Genomic DNA, 13,994 nt, shown 5'->3' on the forward strand with positions numbered 1-13,994 from the left:
ACTAATTTGCTGGAAACCACCTTGTCAGATACATCAGATTATGACCAGACGGCCCTCGCTGTACGCTTACTGCTGCTCTCAATGATCTTCATCATCTAAATCCAGCCGTGACGACGTGACATTTACGCTTTCGGGGCCACTGTACATACCAAACCCTTCATTACCATCGCGATATTGGTGTCCTGCTAAAGGCTCAGAAGTATCAGAATCTTGAGAACTTGCAATGATGATGTTACTTAACATGTAGATAAAAACGCAGCTCAAAAGCACTATAGTGCCTAAAACCAGCCCGCTCATAAGTACAAATATGGTTAATATGATTACGATAATAGGTACAGGCAGGCGTCCTATAAAAGACGGCATGCCGTGTCTCACAGTCCAATTTACTGAGGCTGAATTAAGAGTTTTGGCTGTTCTGAAAGCGCTCTTATAGAATGCAGCCGCCTTAGCTCCTCTTTTAAATGCTGTTTTATTCACACTTATCCCCCCTGTTCTTTCGGATCAATGTTGTTGAGATGGCGCTGCGTGATCCGAATCACTTGGCGCTCTGAGATGCCGCATATTGAAGCTGTCTCCCTGATACTCATCCCGTTTTGCAGACGCAGCTTAATGACATTCTGATGCATCTGCAGATTCGGCTGACGACCTTTGAATTTTCCGCCCTCTACCGCCTTAACTATCCCTTCGCTCTGCCGACGACGTCTGTCCTGGTAGTCTTTGCGTGCAATGGCTGCAAGCATATCCAGCATCATGGCATTTATAGCCCGCAGCATGGCAGCTGTGAATTCGTCTCCACGATGGTTCTCAAGCGCGACATAACTTGTAGGCAAATCGAGGCTAATGATCGACAGGCTTTTGCTGCTAATAAGCTCTTTAAGTGTTTTCCAGCCATCATCATCAAGGCGGGATAAGCGATCAACCTGTTCAATCAGTATCGCATCACCCGGAGCCGCGTTCTCAAGCAATCGCATCAGCTCAGGTCGCTTTAGTGACGCGCCAGATACATTCTCCACATACCAGCTGGCAATCCGATGTCCACGTTCGGAAACAAAATGCTGAAGACGATGTTTAGCGCGTTCAGCGTCCTGCTCTCGCGTGGAAGCACGCAGATAAGCAAAAATGTACATTTTTTACCCATGTATGACTTTTAGGTTATGACTAAGGATAGCATGACTTTTATATCATGACTTAAAGGTAAAAACGCATGATTTTGTGGGGTGACATTAGGGTATACTCAAGTGTCATACATAAAAGGGGTGGTATAACTGCGCACGCTTAGCAAATTTGGCTCAAGAAACGGTTGACGACTTCGTCAAATAGAGTAGTATTAATGTCAATGACGCCTGCAACATCCCTTCGGGGAAGTTAGTGGGCCTTTTTTTTGCCTATTCAGGGATGATGCCGCTATGCCGACAATCCTTTACAGCAAACCCTATCGTACCCCTGCTGATCTAGTTAATGATCTTAAGAGTAAAAAGCTTGAGTTCTTAGACGAAGCTGAAGCGGTAAACACCCTAAGCCAGATAAGCTATTACCATTTTAAAATTTATCTCCACCCCCTTTTAGATCCTGCCAGCCCAGGCGGCAAACATTACAGACGACATGAGTATTTTGAATACGGGGTTGAACTTTATAGGTTTGACGAAAAGCTCCGTGCGCTATTGTTTGGAGTTATCGCCAGACTGGAAGTTAAACTTAGGAGCAGGCTTGATCACGCGTTATCTGGCTATACAAACAACCCATTTTGGTATTTAAATGATACGTATTTCTTTACCAAAAAGAGCTCTGATTATATTGATGACACACGTAGAGGGATACAAAGAGATTTTAGCCGAGAAGACGAGCTTTATGCGAGAAATTATCGCAGTAAATATCATAATAATGTTCATCCTCAGTTTACTGACCTCCCCCCGTTTTGGGTGGCAAGTGAGTTAATCACTATCGGCTGCTTATTTAGAATATTCGATGCAATTGATCACGGGTATTTTCGAAATCTAGCAGCTCCAGATAATACTCTCCTTGATAATCTGGCTAAGGAGTTTGGAGCAAATGATTTTAAAGCGCTCACAAACTGGGTGCGGCGTCTGCGCGACGTCAGAAACCGATGTGCTCATCATAGTCGTCTCTGGAACGCTAAACTAGCTACCCCTAGTCAGATTGCCGGTGAGCTTAGCGTTCCTGAAACACACCAAAAGCGCCCCTATCTGACAATATGTGTTATGCAGAGAATGATAAAAACACTTGGCATAACTGGCATTAATCTCAAATCCGATTTAATTCAGTTGTTCGCAGGCAACCATGCAGCCAGGCTCTATATGTCAGAGACTGGTTTCCCACAAGGATGGGAAAAAGATCCACTGTGGAACTAACTTATCAGCTCTAAAATAGTATAAATAAACCGCCTGAAGGCGGTTTATTTACATTTATCATTAATGCCCGGGCGCTCAACTCCAGCGGATTACCAAGCCGCGCCGTAACCCTGCTTGCGCAGGCGCTGCCTTGCCTGTTTTATATAAGGTCCGTTAATCTCTGATTTTTCCTGCAAATCGCAAAGCACGTTGCACAGAATGGCCAGCGATTCATCGGACAGCCTAAAGTCACGCCGCAAGCCGTATATGCTGATGCTCTTCAGAGCATGAATGCGATCAAACAGGTCCCGTAGAAAGTCCGTGCGTAGGCTGGGCTTAGCGAGCGCGATGGCTCTGCTGGCATCATCGTGAAACGTGACCTCTGGCCTTTCCTCGCCCGCCGCACGCAGCAATGCTGGCACATCAGGCCAGTATTTCAGATCGTACCGGTCAAGTTTCCGTAGCTCCGGGCAGATATAAGAAAGGTAGAGGTGATTCTCGCGCCCGGCAGCATCGATCATGTCCGTCAGCCTGAACGTATGCTCAACATGAAGGTGCCCGCTGCGGTTAAGTAATTCATCCCGGCGTTCAACAAGCCGCGCAAGCTTGTTATACCCGTCGGCAATATCTGTATTGAGCGCCTGCAGCTCGCGATAATCGGTCCGTAACTGGCTATGCTCGCCTTTTTCACCGCTCATTGAGGCGAAAATACACTGCTCAGTAAGGTTCCACAGCGGGATACCGTTTACATCCTTAGCCCAAAGCTCCTGCCAGACCGGAGTCAGTTCAAGTTGGCGAGCAATAAGGCGTTCAAATATCGGCCAGGTGCTGGGCCAGACTGGCTCTGCCCCGTCTCGCCACTCACTCAGTTTCTTTTGCAACATGATGGTTGCCAGTGCGGCCGGATCATTCTTTTTTTTAGACATCGTTTTTACCCCGTTTGGTCGATGCCGCAAATTATGGTTAATTCCAATCCCTCTGTCGGTATCTCAGAAAATATTAAACTATGCACGTCAGATACCTGCAACCTAAGGGTTAGGGAGCGAACAGTATAAGCAGATGCTGTTTCGGGGCCAGAGAATGAGGCTGATAATGCGAGGAAAAAAATCTGCTCCCGTAAATTCTGATTCGGGGAAACCCGCCGCAGCCGGAGTTTTACCGAATGGCCGGACTTTGCGGGAGTTGAACAGTAACCTCTCATTGATGTTAACCCGCGCGCCCGGCGCTATATCTAGCACTCAAACTCATCAGGGACGATGATGCGCTTTGCACTAGTTGTAAGATTAATTTCTGCGAACAAAGACGCTAAAAACTTTTCGGGCTGATTTAAGTATATTAAACCATGCATGAACCCAAGACATCCAAGCAAGTACAATAATACATTGCGCATTCTTCCCGTTAAAGCATTAGAATCACATAATATTTCATCTAATGGGCGTGAGGTTTTTTCTATTTCCAAGTTTTCTTCTGATGCTCTTAGGAAGTTAACGATCTTATCTTCAAGCTTTGGACTGTCTATCCTGTGAGCCAACTCATTTCTGAGTTTATTGAGCGCTTCAAGGACAGGCCAAACCGGCAATGAAGCGTCAAAATTATAAAAATGAGCTCCGTAAAGCGCTTCCGCTAATTTCAACTTATGGTTAAAGGAAAATTGAATTCCATTTAAAGCATTAGGAGTTTTACATTGAAGCAATATAATTTCATATAGCATATCCTCTAGGAAAAGATGAGCCTTTAACACTAATGACGTCATATCTAACTCAGGAGTTAAATGCTTATTATGTTTAGAGTGATGCTCCTTAATAAGCTTCTTCAGACTTTCTTGATCCATGCTTGTCATCCCCTCTTAGCAATAGAATGGCGTGAAAAAAACCTGTCGGCTGCCTAAGCGACGTACTTACTCTGAGACGACAGATTTGGGGGTAGTTCCTGAAATTTTTGTGTCAAAAATATCATTATCCATTATTGATTGTAAATAGCACACTCCTCATGTAGCAGCGTAAAACTTATGACTTACAGGAAGACTGATGAGGCATACTCTAGCGCTTTGCCAGCTTCCTCAGAACATTGTCGGACAGGAAATTTGATATCAGCAGTTCAAGAGCAGGGTCGCTAGCATCACACGCACAAATAAGCCTGGGTCTGTGGCAATTCGTCACAAGTAGCGGTAAAAAAAGTAATCACCAACGTTATCAACTAACCTTTACTATAAACATACAAGCCATTGATTTATTAAGTCTTTTAACAAGAAAATTTAGATATAAACTCGTCTTTTTGTATATGCTTATGTATATACATTGACATCAAGCTCTTAACCTGTACCATGCATATACCTTTGTATATACATGGAACTCCAAATGAAAAAGCCTTACATAATCTCTTTTGCTAATAGTAAAGGTGGCGTTGCTAAGACAACGAGCTGTATTGCTGTGGGTTGCGCACTGGCTGCTGCAGGTTATAAGACTCTGCTAGTTGACTTGGATCATCAGGGTAACCTTAGTGATGACGTTGGCCGGGGTGATGAGGATTTTACAATCACCGATCTCTTTGAAGACCCCAAGTTTGATACAAACAAGCTGGTCTATACCGCTCTTGATGGTGAAACCGTTATCCAAAACCTAGATGTCATACCTGCCGACATTACCCTTGCTGTTGAGGCACGTAGTGCCGAACGCTTTCGTCACCGTTTAAATATTCTGGACGAAGGACTAAGCAGACTTAAAACAACATACGATTTTATACTTATCGATCTTCGACCAGCTATCGACCTAAGTATTGAGAATGCTCTTCTTATAACCGATAAAATTGTCGTGCCTGTAGACATGGATCGCAGGGCTGTGAAAGGTATAGATGATCTATTCCAGGTGGTACGAGAAGTAAGACGTAACGAAGATTTTGTATATACACTTGTAAAGACAAAAGTTAACGAATCCCACTCAAAAATGAAAAAAGCTATTGATGGTTACATCAGTGATGCTGGTTACAGAGTAGCAAAAACTGAAATACGTCAGAGTGAACTTTTTAAGCAGGCTACCGAAGTTCATCGGCCAGTGATGATGTTTGCTAAAAACGAACGTCCTTACCGTGATTATAAAGCGCTAACACAAGAGCTTCTGCAGCAGATTGAGGAGGCTGAAAGTGGCAAGAAGTGATCGTATAGCTAAGGGTGTCACGCGTGTAACTGAGCGAAGAAATATTACTACTGGCAAACAAATGAATCTTCGGCTGACTGGCCTTGATGATGACGCTCTGTCGATGCTGGTTGAAAAAGTTCAGGATAAATTGCCTCAAAAAAACATTACTCGTTCGCGAGTTCTCAGGGCAGCTTGTTATCTTGAAGACGATAAGTTCATTGAAAAGCTTGCTCAGTTACTTGTTGAAAACACTTAATTTTAGTGGCGTAATGTATATACAAATGAATATACATTGCGCTTCATCAATTTAGCTTCCTGATGTTAGCCAAAGTACAGGCAATCTCATCGAGCCCTCTTATGTATATACAAATGGATATACATAAATACAGATTTATGCATATGCAAATGCATATACATCACACCTGATCAATTTAGCTTCCTGACGTTAACTAAAGTACAGGCAATCTCATCGAGCTCTTTTTTGTATATACAAATGGGTATACTTAACTGTAGATTTGTGTATATGCATATGTATATACACTATAGAATTAAATACGATACAAATCTTGAAGTTAAAGCTCCTAGTGCATTAAGTACTTTATTAGAATGATGTAACTAACATAAATTTGATCAGCTCCATCTTTATATAGCCAAGTGTATTATTTAGCGATGGGCAATTCCTTCAGGCTTGTTGTATATCTAGGCGACAGCATTTCTCTTTTCATCTGCCATGGGTTATCAACTCCTTGCCCAGCAAACCAAACCTTCCCAAGCCCGGATTTATTGATTGTGTCCAGAGCTGCCATCAAGGCATCCGCATTGGCTTTAGGCTGGTTTTCACTAAACATATCAAGCTGTGCGATTCCGGATTGGTAAAAATCACCTAACATGATGCCTGCTTTGGCATATCGATAACCATCACGCCATATGCTATCTAAGCCCCTGATAGCAAAACCCACGATGTCACGCGTATCACTGGTTGGATATTCACAGGTTAAGGATGAAGTATTAGCATACTGAGGTTCATCGCCATAGCGGCCAGTGGCTATAAAAACACTGACGTGCCTACATTTTGAACCCTGCTCTCGAATTTTTTCTGCAGCTCGGGTGGCATACGTTACAACCGCATGCTGCATGTCCTCCAGCCCAGTTATGCGCTGTCCAAATGACCTGGAGCATACGATCTGTTGTTTCGGTGGGGGAGCCTCTTCAAGAGCTATACAGGACTCTCCATTCAATTCTCGAACTGTACGCTCAAGAACGACGTTGAAATTTTTTCTTATCATAGTGGTGTTGCAATTAGCCAGATCCAGCACCTTGTTAATGCCCATGGCCTCCAGCCGTTTTCTGATACGCCCTCCGACACCCCAGACTTCATCTATGTCAACTATCGCCATCAGTTTGCGCTGACGTTCCGGGCATGAGAGATCTACCACACCATTAGTTTTACTCCATTTCTTAGCCGCATGATTAGCCAGCTTAGCCAAAGTTTTTGTAGGCCCAAAACCAACGCCAATTACTAATCCGGTTTCTTTCTTAACACGGCTACGCATTTGAAGACCAAATTCCTCTAAAGGCATGTAACTGGCAATACCGGTGCAGTCCAAAAAGCTTTCGTCGATCGAATAAATTTCCTGACCAGGTGCCATATCCCCAAGAATCGACATCATACGATTGCTCATATCGCCGTATAAGGCATAGTTGCTTGAAAAAACAATCACGCCATTTTCGCGGAAAAAACGCTCATTTTTAAAAAGTGGGGCACCCATAGGGATTCCCAACTTTTTGGCTTCAGCTGAGCGTGCTATCACGCATCCGTCGTTGTTAGACACAACGCAAATTGGCCTCCCCTTCAAGTCAGGGCGGAAGATCCTTTCGCAAGAGGCATAAAAATTATTAGCGTCAGCAAGCGCAAACATAGGGATAGGCTCATCAAAATACTGTTTATGTATACAGTATTTGTTCTGCGGGAGTTTTTTACAAGATGAAATTTGTAGGCGGGGATAAGTTAGGCTTCTTCGTTGAAATTAAAGCCTGAGCCAGCCATATCAGTCAGGACGTATGCGATTACACCCCAGACTGGTACATCTTGGTTGGACGGCATTGGTGTGATTGTTTTAGGACCATCCAGTTCCTGGAGGGCTGCTATCGGAGTGAGTAGTAAGCGGCGAAGTACAAGATCATCACCAACGTTAGCAATGACGATTTGATCATGTTTAAAGGGGATTGCTCGATCTACTGCCAGCAATGACCCTTTCAGTATACCAATATCAGGGTAATCGCTTGCGCTTTTGAAGACGTATGAGGAATGTGAGGAGAGGTTTACCAGGCTAGTAAAATCAAGACGTTGTTCTGTGAAGTTAGCTGCAGGGGATTGAAACGCCATTTGTGCTCCATCTTCTACGATTTAACTTTATCACCGTTGATCGAAAATTTAGCCGCGATCGTTCTTACTTTATCCGCTTCCGGTTTTGGCAACCAAACACTGACTAATTCAAGGTTTTCTCCATCATCAGTTGTCACCTGTTGGTAGAGTTCCCATATGCGTTTTACTGCATTCGCAACGTTTTGCTTTGTCCGACCTACACGAACGGCTACATCTGTCTGCCTTTCGCCTTCAACTAAAACTGCATAACCGATCTCAGTTGTTATGTGCGCATAAGTTGCCATAGCTGGAACTAATCGATCCCATTCCTGCTGTGTCATTTGTTTTTTCTGCGCCATATGTCACCTAAAATCATCATTTTGTAGAAGGTTAAGTGTAGCGCTTGTCATAGTCAATAGAAGTATAAAGTCACTGTACTTGTGAAGATTCTTTCGTTTTGAATCAAAACCGCGAGGCAGTGCAAAACTTGTTTTTGCGCTGCAGAGGGGTTGACCGGGTGAACGTAGTGAAGCCGGTTTCTATGCCGAGGTTAACTTATCCACTTATCCACAGCACTATTTTTAATAGCTTTTTAATTAGTATTTTATATCTTTTTAAAGCTTTTTAGAGTGGCTTAAAGTAATGATTTTATTGAGGAAAATTGCCTTGTTTCTGGGAATTAGCCCTACATGTTGTGGGAATCAGCCCTACTTAATATGGGAATCAGCCCTTCTTCGTGTGGGAATCAGCCCTACATGTTGTGGGAATCAGCCCTACATCACACACGAATTAATAATTAGTTGACTTGTGTGTACTGAGTGATATTGTGGGGGACATAAATTAACCCATAAAAGATTATTGCTATGGCTAATGTGTTGAAAAAAAAGATAAATGTTAAGCAATCTAATGAGCTGACTGAAGCTGCTTATCATTTATCTTTGAAGGCAAAACGTGTGTTGTGGCTATGTCTTATGCAAACTTACTTCACTGATGAAGAGGAGTCTGCAAATCCAATATTTACCGTTGCTGTTGCAGATTACGAAGATATCTTCAATGTAAGCCGTAATCAGGCTAGTCGTGACGTTAAAGAAGGTGTGTTCGAGCTCTCACGTTCTGCCATCATCTTCTATCCCAAGACTGGCCGCCACGATGTGATCGCACGTCCTTGGTTAACAGAAGCAGGAGGACGTTCCAGTAAAGGGTTATGGGAAATAGAGTTTAACCATAAGGTTTTGCCTTATCTGTACGTACTGGGAAGTCAGTTCACTACCTACTCACTCAGGGACTGTGGAAGCCTTAAAAACCCGCGTACTGTGCGACTTTATGAGAGCCTCTGCCAGTTCAGAAGCTCTCAGATTTGGGTCACTTCGCATGATTGGCTTTCTGAAAGATTCATGCTGCCCGAGTCTCAGAAATCTAATCTCGCAGAACTCAAACGTACATTTTTAGAACCTGCTCTAAGACAGATCAATGATAAAACCCCTTTGCGAGTCTCTTATCAAGCAGATTCTAACGGGAAGTTAATTTTTAATATCTATCCAAAACAATAAGATATTTCATTTTTTTATCAGATCCTCAGCTGTACCTTCCTCACTACGGCCCTATATTCTTACTAGGGCTGTTTCCCATATTCTGCACCAAGGTGCCAGCTACCATCACGTAGCGTCCGTAAGTAGGGCGATTTCCCATGACTGGCGCCGGCGGCTCAGCGGCCGTTCCGGCACGCCCGGAAGTAGGGCGGTTTCCCATAACAGGTGCCAGCGGCTCAGCGGCCGTTCCGGCACGCCGGTCAGTAGGGCTGTTTCCCATAACAGGCGCCGGCGGCTCAGCGGCCGTTCCGGCACGCCGGTAAGTAGGGCTGTTTCCCATAACAGGCGCCGGCGGCTCAGCTGCCGTTCCGGCACGCCGGTCAGTAGGGCTGTTTCCCATAACTGGCGCCGGCGGCTCAGCGGCCGTACCGGCACGCCGGGAAGTAGGGCTGTTTCCCATAACTGGCGCCGGCGGCTCAGCGGCCGTACCGGCACGCCGGGAAGTAGGGCTGTTTCCCATAACTGGCGCCGGCGGCCCAGCTGCCGTTCCGGCACGCCGGGAAGTAGGGCTGTTTCCCATAACAGGCGCCGGCGGCTCAGCGGCCGTACCGGCACGCCGGGAAGTAGGGCTGTTTCCCATAACTGGCGCCGGCGGCTCAGCGGCCGTACCGGCACGCCGGGAAGTAGGGCTGTTTCCCATAACTGGCGCCGGCGGCCCAGCTGCCGTTCCGGCACGCCGGGAAGTAGGGCGGTTTCCCATAACAGGCGCCGGCGGCCCAGCTGCCGTTCCTGCGCCCCCGGAAGTAGGGCGGTTTCCCATAACTGTCGCCGGTGGCCCAGCTGCCGTTCCGGTGCCCCCGGAAGTAGGGCTTATTCCCATATCGGCATATAGGGCGCTGCACTGGCAGAACCTGACAGCAAAAGTAGGGGTGATTCCCATACCAGCCTGTTGGGCGCTGCACTGGCAGAACCTGATAGCAGAAGTAGGGGCTATTCCCATACCGCCTATTGGTCGGTGTACTGGAAAGAACCCGATAGCAGAAGTAGGGGGGATTCCCATACCGGCTTATTGGGCGCTGCACTGGCAAAACTTGGCAGCCAAATTAGAGGCAATTCTCATATCGACCACTATGGCGCATTACTGGTAGAACGTGGCAGCAAAAGTAGGGGGGGTTATTCCGGCCCCATACTGTTAATATAGTGATCTTTAACGACCTGACAGATTGATCAAAATTACATAGAAATTCAGTTGCCGCAAAAAATCTTACTGATTTATAAATGTTTTATTTTTTCCTGTTAATATCTCTCTCATGTTGATGTCCTCATGATAAAAAAACAATGCATCCATTGTTTTTGTTCTTTATCTGACCAAGATTAGCTTTCATCGTAGAAAGTATTCAATGAATCGATTATATCTTTGTTGCCTTTATAAAACCCAAATACGGGATATGTGGCAATTGTCACTAATAGAATCCAGACAGGGCCAAGAGACATAATAAGCATTGCTATTGCAATTGGAATGTCTTCTTTGGGAAAGCTAAGAGCCGAAAAGAAAAGTATGTAATAAGCAATAAGACAAGTGATTACATAACCGAATCCCTCCATTTGTCTTTTTTTGTATTTTTCCTTATTGAGTGTGAATTTTACTTCTTTATTTCCTTTTTCGGTGTCATTAGCCTCCTGATCAATGCAATGTGCAAGCTTCTTAATTCTTGATTTTTGAATATCATTAAGATCATTGCAACTTAATATTTTTAAGTGTTGCTGAGCTAAATGAGGGTTTCTAATTCTCGTGGCCTCAAATAAAATTAGGTTTTTTATTTCTTTGTCAATCGCTTTTATCTCATATGGTTTCATTTCTATTGCTGTACAAAGCGGTTTGATATCTTTATAAATAGATATTCTCTCATTTGTAATTGTCTTAAATCTTGCAGCAAAATTAAGTGCCATCGCAATAGCAGGTAATACATAACTACCAAACTTAAACCATTCAATATTCACGATTACTCCTGTAATGAACTTTAGTCTTGTATATTAATTGCAAATCTAACATTTGACATTTCTACAGATTGATTGATATATTTTCAACTGTTCTATGTCGTCAATGACGACCACCAATGGTCCGGTAGCTTGAGAGGATCGCCTTCGGGTAGCTACAAGAAACACTCCCGCAGCCTGAAAGGGAGAACGCAAAAGCGTGGTAAATCTGCTCACCTTTGGAAGCGGATATCGTCTTTAACAGCGCATCTATATCGCAGACGATGAAGGTTTATATACACATCTCAGCCACGGCTTTTACATAGGCCAGGCATCTCACGAACGGCATAGCTTATGCTGCTTCGCACACTTCCGTTATGAAGCTTTTCAGGTGTACGGCCTGAGCTGCATCCGACTTTTGCTATGACGCATAAGCCCATTTGGAACATTTGGGCGCTTGCGGAAGACGCATTAGGAGCATGAAGCTGCGCGGCGTCACTTTGGTTCGAGTGAAACGAGAACAAAGTGACGCGCGCAGCGCATAACGTCCAAACCCACGTACAGTGCGGTTTTCAACGGGCCGGTACAATCTGACGTGCACGTAGTACGTGTTTTCAGAACAACTCTGGCTATTTATCAACCACAACGCGGCACTGACGAACGAAACGTCAGGGGCGTTTAACTAGAAGGAGAATGATCGACTCGGTATCGATGGCGACATCAGGAAACTGATGTACGGAGGCAGACTGACTCACGTCAGCACGGCGCAAGCCGCAAACAGGTCAGAGACCTGGGGAAGCCTCGCAAGAACTCAACATTTCGCCGCCCCGATGCACAGATACCAGTTGAGCCGCAGGAAGCGCAAAGGCAACCACGCCGTCGGGGAAGAGATGTAAGCGTACAGAGTTACAGAACGGTCAGCACAGGCGTGCTGAATGTTCTGGATTCTGGGAGAGGTAGATATGTCCAATAAATTAAGTAAACAACTCGTGACGCTGGCACGCCAGGGCGGAGGAAGTTTTAAAACTGTTTCAGATCGTTCTAAGATTGCCAGCCGCTTTTCGGAGCGACTGGCAACCCTTAATATTCAGATTCGGGACGTAAGCCATGTTAAAACAAAGCATATCGAGAATTATATAAGAAGCCGACAGGAAGAGAATATATCTTCCCGAACGCTGCAGAATGAAATGGCTGCTATTCGGTCTGTGCTTTCACAGGGAGGCAGAAATATCCTTGCTAATCCCTCGCATGAAAAGTTAAGCAACGAGGCGCTGAATATTTCAGGGGCGAGCAGGGAAGGGAAGAAAATTGCAATTACTGATGAAAGACTGGCCGAAATCGTGGCCGCTGTCTCGCTCAAAGATGAAGGAGTGGCGATCGGTGTTCAGCTTGCAAGATATATAGGTCTTCGTGCAGAAGAAGTTGTCCAGGCAGCAAAATCCCTGAAAACCTGGAAGCAAACTTTAGCTACCGGTGAAAATAAAATAAGCGTTGTTTTTGGATCAAAAGGTGGACGGGCACGGGACGTCACAATATTTGAGCGTGAGAAAGTCATGCACTTATTGAATCAAGCCATTTCCTATGTAAATGAAAATAATGGAAAGCTGATTAATAAACCTACTCTTCATCAGTCGCTTGACCGTTTTCATAATGTTCTAAGAGAAAATGGTATGACCGGCGTTAATGCCCCGCACAGCCTGCGATATGCTTATGCTCGTGACGCTGTTAATTTTCATGTTGAAAATGGAATGAGTCGTAAGGAGGCTGAGGCGCTTGTTTCAATGGATCTCGGGCATGGCGACGGGCGGGGTGCATATGTTGCCCGCGTATATAATCGAATGATCAATGATGAATAATATTTTCTTGAACAATAAGTACAATAAACGTTATTATTAAACTGTTTCACACGTTGTCTTCGGACAACCACCAATGGTCTCGTAGCTTGAGATGACCGCCTTCGGGTAGCTACAAACGAACACTTCCAAAGCCTGCAAGGAAGTACACGTAAAGTGTGGTACATCTGCTCACCTCTGGAAGCAGATATCGTCAGTTTTCGCTCCTACTGCGTGACGATCGAGGTTTCTTAACTATCCGGCTTCGGCCTTTGTCCTTCGGGGAAACATTCCCGATCGGGCTAATGTTTCTCCATTTATCGTGAGAAACTATACCTATGATGAATCTATCAACAACTCTGTCCGATATGCTGAGATTAGCTGAATTCGAGAGCGAATTGCTCACGGCATTAGCTTATAAAAAACTCGGCATAGATGATCCTAATCATGAAGTGCATATCGATAGTGAAATCGCTATTTTCACCTTCGAGTACGGAATTGATATAGGACATTTTCTCGCCCCGGCCTGTGCAGATTTGGTGTGCTCAATACAAACTCTCGCACGGGAAATAAACGGGGTACATGTAGTTTCTTAACTATCCGGCTTCGGCCTTACGTCCTTCGGGGAAACATTCCCGAGCGGGCTCATGTTTCTCCCGTTTTCAGGAGAAATCATGTCACTTATCCGTTCGTTTCTTACTGAGCTCAGCAAACCGTTTGATTTGGCCCGTTCTGCCACAACTCGCGTTGTTTCAGACTGTCCCCGACTGAAAGCTGCTATCAGAAGAACGCCCTGGCTTGCCTCACCC

14 protein-coding genes are annotated in these 13,994 nt (G+C 44.9%); 6 read left to right on the forward strand and 8 right to left on the reverse strand.

Features of this window, described 5'->3' with window-relative positions; all coding sequences use genetic code 11:
- Positions 1-78 precede the first annotated feature (78 nt).
- Together ACMGGP_RS20270 and ACMGGP_RS20275 are read right to left on the reverse strand one after the other, a co-directional pair.
- Complete coding sequence (locus ACMGGP_RS20270) at positions 79-477, reverse strand: DUF3742 family protein (protein WP_236352601.1); 399 nt, start codon at positions 475-477, stop codon at positions 79-81.
- A 2-nt stretch (positions 478-479) separates the two neighbouring features.
- Positions 480-1,127, reverse strand: a complete 648-nt coding sequence (locus ACMGGP_RS20275; RefSeq protein ID WP_236352600.1) for a recombinase family protein — start codon at positions 1,125-1,127, stop codon at positions 480-482.
- A 279-nt stretch (positions 1,128-1,406) separates the two neighbouring features.
- On the opposite strand from ACMGGP_RS20275, the gene ACMGGP_RS20280 reads away from it, so the two are divergent.
- A complete protein-coding gene (locus tag ACMGGP_RS20280) occupies positions 1,407-2,369 on the forward strand; it encodes an Abi family protein (protein ID WP_236352624.1) in 963 nt (320 codons plus the stop codon).
- Between the two features lie 89 nt (positions 2,370-2,458).
- Here the strand turns inward: ACMGGP_RS20280 and ACMGGP_RS20285 are convergent, their stop codons facing one another.
- Positions 2,459-3,274: a hypothetical protein gene (locus ACMGGP_RS20285; protein ID WP_236352623.1), complete on the reverse strand. Its 816-nt coding sequence runs from the start codon at positions 3,272-3,274 to the stop codon at positions 2,459-2,461.
- A gap of 305 nt (positions 3,275-3,579) precedes the next feature.
- The gene (locus ACMGGP_RS20290) at positions 3,580-4,179 is read right to left on the reverse strand and encodes a hypothetical protein (RefSeq protein WP_236352622.1); all 600 of its coding nucleotides are present in this window, start codon (positions 4,177-4,179) and stop codon (positions 3,580-3,582) included.
- 526 nt (positions 4,180-4,705) lie between these two features.
- On the opposite strand from ACMGGP_RS20290, the gene ACMGGP_RS20295 reads away from it, so the two are divergent.
- Both ACMGGP_RS20295 and ACMGGP_RS20300 read left to right on the forward strand, forming a co-directional pair.
- Entirely contained in the window at positions 4,706-5,500 is a 795-nt protein-coding gene (locus ACMGGP_RS20295; RefSeq protein ID WP_236352621.1) for a ParA family protein, read from the forward strand.
- A complete protein-coding gene (locus ACMGGP_RS20300; protein WP_187506467.1) occupies positions 5,487-5,738 on the forward strand; it encodes a hypothetical protein in 252 nt (83 codons plus the stop codon). The genes ACMGGP_RS20295 and ACMGGP_RS20300 overlap by 14 nt, the downstream gene beginning before the upstream one ends.
- A gap of 403 nt (positions 5,739-6,141) precedes the next feature.
- Here ACMGGP_RS20300 and umuC read toward each other — a convergent pair whose 3' ends face one another.
- The 3 genes from umuC to ACMGGP_RS20315 form a co-directional block, all read right to left on the reverse strand.
- Entirely contained in the window at positions 6,142-7,401 is a 1,260-nt protein-coding gene (umuC, locus tag ACMGGP_RS20305) for a translesion error-prone DNA polymerase V subunit UmuC (protein WP_236352594.1), read from the reverse strand.
- Between the two features lie 89 nt (positions 7,402-7,490).
- Positions 7,491-7,868, reverse strand: coding sequence for a S24/S26 family peptidase (locus tag ACMGGP_RS20310; RefSeq protein ID WP_187506543.1), 378 nt, complete (start codon positions 7,866-7,868; stop codon positions 7,491-7,493).
- A gap of 14 nt (positions 7,869-7,882) precedes the next feature.
- A complete protein-coding gene (locus ACMGGP_RS20315; RefSeq protein ID WP_140034305.1) occupies positions 7,883-8,206 on the reverse strand; it encodes a TrfB-related DNA-binding protein in 324 nt (107 codons plus the stop codon).
- Positions 8,207-8,710: 504 nt separating this feature from the next.
- Here ACMGGP_RS20315 and ACMGGP_RS20320 point away from each other — a divergent pair.
- A complete protein-coding gene (locus ACMGGP_RS20320; RefSeq protein ID WP_064691066.1) occupies positions 8,711-9,397 on the forward strand; it encodes a replication initiation protein in 687 nt (228 codons plus the stop codon).
- Between the two features lie 1,353 nt (positions 9,398-10,750).
- Here the strand turns inward: ACMGGP_RS20320 and ACMGGP_RS20325 are convergent.
- Positions 10,751-11,377 carry a hypothetical protein gene (locus ACMGGP_RS20325; protein WP_110412206.1) on the reverse strand — a complete coding sequence of 209 codons (627 nt, stop codon included), beginning with the start codon at positions 11,375-11,377 and terminating at the stop codon, positions 10,751-10,753.
- A gap of 911 nt (positions 11,378-12,288) precedes the next feature.
- Here ACMGGP_RS20325 and ACMGGP_RS20330 point away from each other — a divergent pair.
- Positions 12,289-13,209, forward strand: a complete 921-nt coding sequence (locus ACMGGP_RS20330; protein WP_498798780.1) for an integrase domain-containing protein — start codon at positions 12,289-12,291, stop codon at positions 13,207-13,209.
- A gap of 314 nt (positions 13,210-13,523) precedes the next feature.
- Positions 13,524-13,781: a hypothetical protein gene (locus ACMGGP_RS20335; protein WP_115388352.1), complete on the forward strand. Its 258-nt coding sequence runs from the start codon at positions 13,524-13,526 to the stop codon at positions 13,779-13,781.
- Positions 13,782-13,994: the final 213 nt, after the last annotated feature.

Source organism: Curtobacterium sp. BNK-1 (assembly GCF_048685235.1).
In the GTDB taxonomy this organism is placed as follows: domain Bacteria; phylum Pseudomonadota; class Gammaproteobacteria; order Enterobacterales; family Enterobacteriaceae; genus Pantoea; species Pantoea agglomerans.

Coding starts and splice junctions, on each gene's coding strand:
- ACMGGP_RS20315 (WP_140034305.1), bottom strand. CDS start 8,206: ATGGCGCAGAAAAAACAAATGACACAGCAGGAATGGGATCGATTAGTT.
- ACMGGP_RS20320 (WP_064691066.1), top strand. CDS start 8,711: ATGGCTAATGTGTTGAAAAAAAAGATAAATGTTAAGCAATCTAATGAG.
- ACMGGP_RS20310 (WP_187506543.1), bottom strand. CDS start 7,868: ATGGCGTTTCAATCCCCTGCAGCTAACTTCACAGAACAACGTCTTGAT.
- ACMGGP_RS20335 (WP_115388352.1), top strand. CDS start 13,524: ATGATGAATCTATCAACAACTCTGTCCGATATGCTGAGATTAGCTGAA.
- ACMGGP_RS20280 (WP_236352624.1), top strand. CDS start 1,407: ATGCCGACAATCCTTTACAGCAAACCCTATCGTACCCCTGCTGATCTA.
- ACMGGP_RS20330 (WP_498798780.1), top strand. CDS start 12,289: ATGTTCTGGATTCTGGGAGAGGTAGATATGTCCAATAAATTAAGTAAA.
- ACMGGP_RS20290 (WP_236352622.1), bottom strand. CDS start 4,179: ATGGATCAAGAAAGTCTGAAGAAGCTTATTAAGGAGCATCACTCTAAA.
- ACMGGP_RS20275 (WP_236352600.1), bottom strand. CDS start 1,127: ATGTACATTTTTGCTTATCTGCGTGCTTCCACGCGAGAGCAGGACGCT.
- ACMGGP_RS20285 (WP_236352623.1), bottom strand. CDS start 3,274: ATGTCTAAAAAAAAGAATGATCCGGCCGCACTGGCAACCATCATGTTG.
- ACMGGP_RS20295 (WP_236352621.1), top strand. CDS start 4,706: ATGAAAAAGCCTTACATAATCTCTTTTGCTAATAGTAAAGGTGGCGTT.
- umuC (WP_236352594.1), bottom strand. CDS start 7,401: ATGTTTGCGCTTGCTGACGCTAATAATTTTTATGCCTCTTGCGAAAGG.